The 8717-nt window shown below is 50.5% G+C and carries 9 protein-coding genes; 4 read left to right on the top strand and 5 right to left on the bottom strand.

The genetic code is table 11. The features are described 5' to 3' along the window. Window positions 1-1340: mercuric reductase (locus ACEW8P_RS15330; protein ID WP_373513956.1), on the bottom strand; the 1340-nt coding region annotated here is incomplete at its 3' end. Between the two features lie 148 nt (window positions 1341-1488). On the opposite strand from ACEW8P_RS15330, the gene ACEW8P_RS15325 reads away from it, so the two are divergent. From ACEW8P_RS15325 to ACEW8P_RS15315, 3 genes are all read left to right on the top strand, one after another. Continuing rightward, a complete protein-coding gene (locus tag ACEW8P_RS15325) occupies window positions 1489-1644 on the top strand; it encodes a hypothetical protein (protein WP_373513955.1) in 156 nt (51 codons plus the stop codon). Window positions 1645-1773: 129 nt separating this feature from the next. Further along, window positions 1774-2490, top strand: a complete 717-nt coding sequence (locus ACEW8P_RS15320) for an SGNH/GDSL hydrolase family protein (RefSeq protein WP_373513954.1) — start codon at window positions 1774-1776, stop codon at window positions 2488-2490. Window positions 2491-2614: 124 nt separating this feature from the next. Then, window positions 2615-3592, top strand: coding sequence for a Gfo/Idh/MocA family protein (locus tag ACEW8P_RS15315; RefSeq protein WP_373513953.1), 978 nt, complete (start codon window positions 2615-2617; stop codon window positions 3590-3592). An 8-nt stretch (window positions 3593-3600) separates the two neighbouring features. Here the strand turns inward: ACEW8P_RS15315 and ACEW8P_RS15310 are convergent, their stop codons facing one another. Further along, window positions 3601-4170: an NUMOD4 domain-containing protein gene (locus tag ACEW8P_RS15310; protein ID WP_373513952.1), complete on the bottom strand. Its 570-nt coding sequence runs from the start codon at window positions 4168-4170 to the stop codon at window positions 3601-3603. 282 nt (window positions 4171-4452) lie between these two features. On the opposite strand from ACEW8P_RS15310, the gene ACEW8P_RS15305 reads away from it, so the two are divergent. Then, window positions 4453-4812, top strand: a complete 360-nt coding sequence (locus ACEW8P_RS15305) for a CoA-binding protein (RefSeq protein ID WP_373513951.1) — start codon at window positions 4453-4455, stop codon at window positions 4810-4812. Between the two features lie 62 nt (window positions 4813-4874). Here ACEW8P_RS15305 and purS read toward each other — a convergent pair whose 3' ends face one another. The 3 genes from purS to ACEW8P_RS15290 form a co-directional block, all read right to left on the bottom strand. Continuing rightward, on the bottom strand, window positions 4875-5126 hold the full coding sequence (gene purS, locus ACEW8P_RS15300; RefSeq protein ID WP_373513950.1) for a phosphoribosylformylglycinamidine synthase subunit PurS: 252 nt from the start codon (window positions 5124-5126) through the stop codon (window positions 4875-4877). A gap of 193 nt (window positions 5127-5319) precedes the next feature. Continuing rightward, window positions 5320-7029, bottom strand: a complete 1710-nt coding sequence (gene polX, locus ACEW8P_RS15295; protein ID WP_373513949.1) for a DNA polymerase/3'-5' exonuclease PolX — start codon at window positions 7027-7029, stop codon at window positions 5320-5322. 107 nt (window positions 7030-7136) lie between these two features. After that, window positions 7137-8654, bottom strand: coding sequence for a SusD/RagB family nutrient-binding outer membrane lipoprotein (locus ACEW8P_RS15290; RefSeq protein ID WP_373513948.1), 1518 nt, complete (start codon window positions 8652-8654; stop codon window positions 7137-7139). Window positions 8655-8717 lie beyond the last annotated feature (63 nt).

The following is an 8717-nucleotide window of genomic DNA, read 5'->3' as shown; positions in this document are numbered from 1 at the left end:
CCGTCGCGGAGCTGCTGGTAAGTAAGCTTCCCCATCATCGCAATTTGCAGCATAGCCATCATTTCGGCACCCTGCATTCCCAGTATAGCTACACCCAGGATTTGGTCATTTTCGGCGTCGATAAGTACCTTCATGAAGCCTTTGGTGTGACCCGTTTCATTGGCGCGGGACACCTTCGTCATCGGCATTTTGGCAATTTTTACTTTAATTTTTTTCTTCTTGGCTTCCTCTTCGGAGAGGCCGACGCGTCCCAACTGCGGGTCGGTAAAGACGGCGTAGGGTACCGGACGATTTTCGATGCTACGTTTTTTGCCTTCCAGTAACCTTTCCAGTACAACGCGATGATCGTCGTAGGAAATGTGCGTGAACTCGGGGCCGCCCTTGACGTCGCCTACTGCAAAAATGCCTTTCTGCGATGTTTCGAGATAATCATCTACTTCAACACAATCTTTCTTATCTGTGTCGATGCCCGCTGCTTCCAGTTTTAGGGCTTTGGTATTCGGCACGGTTCCCACGGCGAAGAGCAAATGAGAGCCTGTGACCCCGGAAGTTTTTTTGTCTTCCGATATTATGGACACCTGGACAGCTCCGTCCTTGCCCTGCTTGACTTTATCTACCTCACTTCCCACGTGAAAAGTAATGCCTTCTTCTTCCAGTATTTTCTGCATCTCGTCAGCTACATCCTTATCCTCGCCATCCATTACTTGATTGTTACTCTCGATTACGGTCACTTTACTGCCCAGCCGGGAAAATATTTGGGCAAATTCCAGACCGATATATCCCCCGCCAACAATCAGCAAGTGCTCGGGTGATTCCTTCAAATCCAAAGCCGTCTTTGAGGTCAGCCAATCGACTTCATCCATCCCCTCTACATCGGGGACACGGGAACTGGCGCCAGTATTAATGATAATGTGATCGGCCGTCAGAGTTTGGCGGCCGCCTTCGTTTAAATCAATGCTGATTTGTTTTGGGCCAGTAAAACAAGCCTCACCCCGAATGAGCGTAATGCCTTTGACTTCGTCCAAACGTTCTTCGATACCTTCCCTGGCTTCTACGACGGCCTCGTCCTTACGCTTCATGGCGGCTTTGAAATCTACTTTGACCTCACCCGTCTTAATACCGTACTCGTCAGAACGCCGCGCCTGGTGAGCTGTATTGGCCGAAGCCAGCAGCATTTTGGTTGGCGTACAGCCGTAGTTGACGCAGCTTCCCCCCAGGTGTTCGCGCTCGATGATGGCAACTTTGCGGTCAGCCTTGGCCAGGTAAATGGCCAGCGGTTTGCCCGCCTGTCCGGCTCCGATAATGATGACGTCGTATTTTTCTTCTTTTTTAGAATTCATAAATTACTTTTGGTGAGTTGATGCGTGATTAGAGCAGGAGCGATATAAATACCCGGCCAGGGAACTCTCTTTCTTGATTTTTTAATAAATTTTCAGTTAAAACGAGCCAATGTAAAAATAGTTTTCCCTGCCTGCTATAGCTGCAATCATGAAATACCTCGCTCTTCTCCTGCTGTTTTTCACTGTCCCGGTCGATGCCTATTCCCAAAACCAGTTGACGGGTTCCCAGGCATGGGATCAGTTATACCTCGAATATTTGCCAAAAATAGGAGCAACGAAATCGACGGTGGACTACCTGCGGTAGCCGACTTCCAAGCCGGGCGAGATACGGTATTGGAGGCAGCGCTACAATATTTAGAAGAGGCACGATCGAAAACCAGGTTAAAGAAAGGCCGGAACGAATAGAATCGCTCCATTATATCCTTTCTAAATTATGACAAAGACTATTACGCTTGCCGCCACTTCGCTACTCGGCATCCTGCTATTTGGTAGTATGACTGTTTCCTTGCCCAGGCTCTTTGTTATCGGCGACAGCATTTCCATCCAATACGGCCCCTACCTCGAAAAGTACATTCAAAGTACCTGGCTGTACACCCGCAAAAGTGACAACGGCCAGGCCGCAAAAAATCTCGATCTACCGATGGGCGCTAATGGCGGCGACTCGCGGATGGTGCTGGAATTTCTGAAATTTAAAATGCAGGACAAAACCTTTCATCCTGATGTGATGCTCCTCAACTGCGGATTACAAGACATTAAGCGTGATGCGGCCACCAACGCCATTCAGGTAGATTCAGCTAGCTATCGTGCCAATCTGAAGGCAATCCTTGCCATGCTGAGGGTCAGAGATATCCATCCGGTATGGATGCGAACTACCCCCGTCGAGGACGAGCGCCACAACAGCCGCTCGAAGGCATTCAAGCGTTACGCCCGCGACCTCGACGCTTACAACGCCATTGCCGATGAGGTGATGGCTCAAAACGACGTGGCTATGATCGATCTCTATGCTTTTACCAAAAAGCTTGGCAGCGAACACTTTATCGACCATGTGCATTACGACGAAACTACCCGCGCCGCCCAGGCTGCGTACATTGCGGGTTATCTCCACGCGGTCGACACAGCCATGCATAAATTTAGAAGAACAAATAAATAAATTCGTCTTGATTTAGTACCAGCGTTGCTGTCGCCAGTTGGGCCAACGCACGGGTTCGCCACTACCAACACTATACCATTCACAATTCAACGATTACACAATTTAACACCTCCACAACTACACTATGAACGCCATCAAATGGGGCATCATCGGCTGCGGCGACGTGACTGAAAAGAAAAGCGGCCCGGCTTTTCAAAATATCGAACATTCGGAGCTTGTAGCCGTGATGCGGCGCGACGGTGAAAAAGCCGCCGACTACGCCCGCCGCCACAATGTGCCGAAGTGGTACGACGATGCCGACCAACTACTCAACGACCCGGACGTCAACGCGATCTACATTGCTACCCCGCCCGGCTCGCACGAAGACTACACGCTGAAAGCCCTGCGACTCGGCAAACCCGTGTACGTGGAAAAACCGATGGCGCGAAACGCGAAAGAGTGCGACGAAATGGTACGGGTGAGCCGCGAAACGGGTACGCCCTTATTCGTGGCGTACTACCGTCGCTGTCTGCCTTATTTTTTGAAGGTTAAGGAATTGATCGATGAGAAAGTTATTGGCGATATCAGGTTGGTGAACATTGCGCTGCATTGGCCGCCCTACCCCGAAGAAATCGGCCCCGATGCCCAGCCCCGCTGGCGGGTAGATCCCGAAATTTCGGGTGGCGGTCATTTTCATGACCTCGCTTCGCATCAATTCGATTTTCTGGAATTTGCCCTTGGGCCCATCACGAGCGCAAAAGGGATTTCGCGCAATCAGGCAGGATTGTACGCGGCGGACGATGTAGTCATGGCCAATTTTGAGTTTGCGTCCGGGGTAGTCGGCAGTGGTAGTTGGTGTTTTACGGGCAGCAAGCGCCACCGTGTCGACGAAGCCCATCTACTAGGAACCGAAGGCAAAATCACGTTTTCTTTTTTTGAGAAATTCACCATTAAAGTAGAAACTCAGGACGACACCCAGGAATACGAGCTTCCTTATCCGCCGCATGTCCAGCAACCCCTTGTGGAAACAATCGTAGCTGAGTTGCGTGGTGAGGGTACTTGCCCCAGCAAAGGTGAATCCGGGGCTAAGGCCAATCTGATTTTGGATTGGATAACAGAATAACTACCATCTCAGGCGTCTTTCTCGACCTGCTTCCAGTTCTCGCCCGAGCGGATACGGTTGAGTTGGGTGTGGGTGATGCCGAATTGCTTGGCGATCATCTTCAATCGATTGTTGTCGTTTTTCAACAACTTCCTTATTATCTTCACCTTAGTTTCATTGAGTTTGTAGTTTTTGGTATTGCGAGGCATCACCCGGTTGACCATCGCCGGATTATCCCGGTTGTGGAGGGTCAACTCGTCCTTGGTTACCCACTTCAAGTTCTCGAAATAATTATTTTGCTTATCGTAGTCGAGATGAATGACGAAGGACTGTTCCTGATTTTCTTTTTCCAGGAAATTTTCCGCTACCAGTTTGTGGACATAGCGGTTAGCTGATTTGTTTCCCTTAATTCTGATATTTAGCGATCGGTATCCCTGAATGACCGAACCCTTTATGATGGTTCCTTCCTTCGATTTTGTCTGGAAACTCTTGATACGGCCATAGTTAGAAACCTCGTAATGTGGATCAGTATCGGGATTACCGAAGTCGATTCTAACCCATTTTTCATTCCAAAAGCTGCTGCCCAAGTTTTGTTTCATAGTGGTTGATTTCTGTGTAGACTTTGTAGATAAGATTTGCGCTTTACAATAAACAAAAAGTTGTTTGGGCAAGCGGGGCTACTAGCTCTACTTCATGCTGTCTGCGTATCAGCAGTAAGTGTGGAATCTGGCCAGCCGAATTTCCTAGATTGTGTTTCATCTACAATCAACAGGATGACATATCACACCTCGCAAACTGAAAATATCGCTACTGCGTTACAAAGCTTTAAGAAAAATCGGGCCAGCCAATTTATTCAGCTCCCGAACTATATAAATCAACCCATGAAAAAGACACTGATTATCGGAGCATCCACCAACCCAGCCCGCTACGCGCACTCGGCAGCGCTCCGGTTAAAACGGCACGGACACGACATCGTGCAGCTAGGTCTGCGGCAAGGAGAAGTAGCCGGAGAGCCCATATACACGGAAAAAGAAGAATTTGAAGCCGTAGATACGGTGACTTTGTACGTTGGGCCACGTCACCAGCCCGAGTATTACAGCTACGTAATATCGCTAAAACCGAAGCGGGTCATCTTCAACCCAGGGACCGAAAATACCGCTTTTTCGGAACTTTTGGTCAAGAATAACATCGAACCAGTGCGGGCTTGTACACTCGTGATGCTCTCGACCGGACAGTACTAGAAAAGCAAGAAAAGGGGTGCTATTGGGGAGGAAATGACCCAGGTGCAGCGCAATAAGAAAGCTTAGACAGGTTGAACTTCGAAGCTAAATTCCTCCATAATGAGGTTGGCCAGGAGTTTCTCACAGGCGGTCTTTACTTTCGCCTCGGCAGCGTCGGCGTCATCGGCTTCCAGCCTAATGCTGATGTGCTTGCCGATGCGCACGTCGTCCACCTGATCGATACCCAGGTTGTGTAAGCCTAATTTGACGGCTTTACCCTGCGGGTCGAGGATTTCTTTGATGGGCATGATGTTGATGTCGGCGACGAACTGCATGGCGAAGAGTAGTAAGAGTGTTGTTTTGAAAAAATTTTGGGATGCACAAAAATGCAACAAAATGCACGTCTTACCTACTGTGGTCAACTATTTTTGAGCTTCGGCAAATAATAGAGGTACCTCAAAAACGAAGTTGACGAAATGACAAACTACCTTTTGATACGTTCGTAACAATTCACGTTTCCGCAAAGGCCTACGGCTTTTTCTCCGCAAGGTACCTCTCCATTTCTGTAAGGGATAATGCGTTGAAAGTCATCTCCTTCGTCAACCCGCCCTTCCGGGCCACAGCCACGCCATAGTGCATATCGTAGTATCCCTGCGTGCTATGGGCATCGGGGTTAATGCTTAATTTCACGCCCTTTTCCAGGCAATAGCCGATCCACCGCCAATCCATGTCCAGCCGCCAGGGGCTGGCGTTAATTTCCATGATGACGTTGTGTTGGGCGCAGGCATCGATGATGGCCCGGTAGTCGATCGGGTAGCCGTCGCGGGAAAGCAGCAGCCGTCCCGTCGGATGCCCGAGGATGGTCGTGTAAGGGTTGGCGATGGCAGTCAGGAGTCGTTCCGTTGCTTTTTCCAGCGACATGGTTAGATTGCTGTGGACTGACGCGACGACATAATCGAAAGTAGCCAGCACGTCATCGGCGTAGTCGAGCATGCCGTCGCCCAGAATGTCAGACTCGATGCCTTTGAGGATTTTGAAGGGCTTTTCGGGATTTTCGGCGGCGAAGCGGGCGTTGAGTTGGTCGATCTCGGCGTGCTGCTGCCGGACTTTGTCGGGACGGAGGCCGTTGGCGTAGGCGGCGGTTTGGGAGTGATCGGCGATGCCCAGGTATTCGAAGCCCAGGTCGCGGCAGAAGGTCGCCATTTCTTCCAGCGAGTTGTTGCCATCGGAGTAGGTACTGTGGTTATGCAGGATGCCTTTGAGGTCGTCCCAGGTCACGAGGTCGGCGGGCGTGTGCTTTTCGGCCCAGGCAAACTCGCCGTGGCCCTCGCGCATTTCGGGGATAATGTAGGGTAGTCCGGCTTTCGTGTAGATTTCCTCTTCCGTAGTTACAGCTTCAGCACTAGCAATTTTTAGTAAAGTACCTCCCTCGGCGGCGGGTTGCGCCAAGTGGCCTTCCGCACTGCTGCGGATGAACAGCTCGTTCTCAATTTTGGCAGGAGAAACACTTATAATCTCCACCAAAATATCCTGATCAAATGCCTTGCCGCGCCACACAAAGGGCGTGGAACTCTTAACATTCTGATGAAGTACCTTGATGTCAGCCAGTACTTTTTGCACCGCCACGGGCGAGTCGGCAGCAATGAGAAAACGCAGCGTTTCGACGGTTTCTGTCTTTCGGCGCATTTCTCCCGCTACCTCCACGCGCTCGAAATTTTGCTCCAAGACATCCTGCACTAATTGCGAAAGTGTCTCGGCTTGGTTCATCCGCAATTTGCCTTTCTGGCTGCGTAGAAAAGCCAGCGAATCCAGGATTTTCTGTTGAGTACCTTCGCCAAAGCCTTTCAACTTGGCCACGCTGCCGTTCTCGCAGGCGACTTCCAACCCGGCGATGGTTTCGATACCTGCTTCGTGCCAAAGCAGCGCAATCTTCTTGGGGCCAATGCCTTTGATCCTGAACATTTCCAGCACGCCCGGCGGGGTACTTTCCAGCAGTTCGTCGGTTTCTTTGATGCTGCCCTTCTCGACCAGTTCGAGGATTTTCCCAGCCACCCCCTTCCCTACACCCTGTATCGCAACAAGATCGCCGAACGAGAGTCCGGCGATCTGTTGATTGGTCAATTTATCGAGGTTGAAGGCCGCGCCGCTGTACGCTCTGATTTTGAACGAGTCCGCTCCGTGCAGTTCCAGCAAGCGAGCGGTCAGTTCGAGGGCTTCAATGATTTCGGGATTCGTCATCAATTTTGAATGATAGACCGGGTCGCTGGCGCGATGAGTGAATGATAGAATAAAGGTACGACGACCTATTCACTCATTCTATCATTCACTCATTCACTCATTCAAAATTATTTGTCCCACCATACCTTGGTATCGAGGTTGTCAGCACCCATGCGGCTGATAGCGGCCTGCACGTTAGCGCTGTTCACCGATATTTCCGAGTTCGGATAGGTAAGGCGATTGATAAAGTTGCCCTTGATATCTTTGCCAGGAAACGGATTAGGCGTCAGTTTAGGGAAGCCGCTCCGGCGCCAGTTGGCGAACGATTCGGGGCCATTCAGAAAGGATGCCACCCAGTATTGCGTATTAATTTGCTCCAAAGCTTTGCTGGGATCGAGCGGGTTAGCGGCAATATAGGTATCGATCGCAGCTTTCGGTATCGCCGAGGCGGCGTCGTAGAGAGCCATCTGCTCCATATGGGCGCGAATACCCGCTTTGAAGTAATCCGCTGCAGAACCTGTGATCCAACCTCGTTGGGCAGCTTCGGCAAGCAAAAGTTGGTTCATGCCATGAGTCACCAGGAACATCGGAGCCTGTTGCTTTCCCAAACGTGTGCGGTCGATTTGGCTGTAAGCATAAAAACTTGCCAGACCGTCTTTGGTAGCCTGGCCAACAATCCCACTGTTATCGAATCCGAAGGGCATTCCCAATTGTAACGACGGATCAGTTTTGGCGTTCGCGGCATTCTGTTGCGGACCCGAGGCGGCCGCCACGTAACGAACGGCGATAGCGCCCAGTCGCGGGTCATTGTTACTTTTCAGATAGTTCACAAATGGCCCAGCCAGATAGTAGTTGTTGGCCTCGGTGCCGTTCAGGATACTACCAATACTGTTTTGGTAGTTGGCGTTGTGACGAACTACCGCGTTGTCAGCATTGGAGTCCATCACTCCTCCGGCAAAAGCAGCTTTCACCGTAGCTTGGGCCAGTGCCGGATCGACCTTCGAGAGCCGCATACCGGCTCGAAGCAACAGGGAGTAGCCCAACTTCTTCCACTTGGCCACATCGCCCTGATAAAGTATGTCGGCACCTTCTTTTGGCTTAGAAGCATCGAGAGCAGCGGAGGCAGCAGTCAGCTCCTTAATAATATCCTTGTAAATAGCTTCCTGGGCATCGTATTTAGGGCTGGTTACCCCGTCGATGAAACCTACACCCGCCTCTGAATAGGGAATATCGCCGTAACTATCCGTAAGTACCATGAAACCATGGGCCTGCCAAATTCGGGCCATCTGAACCAGGTTGCTTCGTGCAGGCTTGTCAGTGGCAAGATTTATGGCCGTTTTAGTGTTACGAATCACGTTAGGAAAGTAGCGATTCCAGTTTTGCTGGGTGTAATCGCGGTTGTCCTGGTTGAAGTTCGCCCCAGTCAATACCCCTGAATTGGGGGTGACTGTTTGCTGCACGATGCTCATATCGTATTGCAGCGTAGTGGCCACGTGCGAAGAGTTGATGACTGCGTTGTTGAGCAGAAATGCCGGATCGACCGTGGTGGCTGCCGTGGGATTGGTATTCAGTTCGTCGAATCCCTGATCGCAGGAGATCGCAAATAGGCATAGCGTGATGCCGAGAAATATTAGTAGCTTTTTCATATCATTTTTTTAATGATAGAATGATACAATGAGTGAATGATAGAATACTGGACTCAAAAATAT

The sequence above is a fragment of the Persicitalea sp. genome (genome assembly GCF_041751555.1).
In the GTDB taxonomy this organism is placed as follows: domain Bacteria; phylum Bacteroidota; class Bacteroidia; order Cytophagales; family Spirosomataceae; genus Persicitalea.
Note: the sequence above shows the minus strand (reverse complement) of the source record. Positions and strands in the feature narration are given on the sequence as shown.

What these genes read in the sequence shown, in the direction of transcription:
- ACEW8P_RS15320 (WP_373513954.1), top strand. Translation starts at nt 1,774, where the DNA reads ATGACAAAGACTATTACGCTTGCCGCCACTTCGCTACTCGGCATCCTG.
- ACEW8P_RS15290 (WP_373513948.1), bottom strand. Translation starts at nt 8,654, where the DNA reads ATGAAAAAGCTACTAATATTTCTCGGCATCACGCTATGCCTATTTGCG.
- ACEW8P_RS15310 (WP_373513952.1), bottom strand. Translation starts at nt 4,170, where the DNA reads ATGAAACAAAACTTGGGCAGCAGCTTTTGGAATGAAAAATGGGTTAGA.
- polX (WP_373513949.1), bottom strand. Translation starts at nt 7,029, where the DNA reads ATGACGAATCCCGAAATCATTGAAGCCCTCGAACTGACCGCTCGCTTG.
- ACEW8P_RS15325 (WP_373513955.1), top strand. Translation starts at nt 1,489, where the DNA reads ATGAAATACCTCGCTCTTCTCCTGCTGTTTTTCACTGTCCCGGTCGAT.
- purS (WP_373513950.1), bottom strand. Translation starts at nt 5,126, where the DNA reads ATGCAGTTCGTCGCCGACATCAACATCATGCCCATCAAAGAAATCCTC.
- ACEW8P_RS15315 (WP_373513953.1), top strand. Translation starts at nt 2,615, where the DNA reads ATGAACGCCATCAAATGGGGCATCATCGGCTGCGGCGACGTGACTGAA.
- ACEW8P_RS15305 (WP_373513951.1), top strand. Translation starts at nt 4,453, where the DNA reads ATGAAAAAGACACTGATTATCGGAGCATCCACCAACCCAGCCCGCTAC.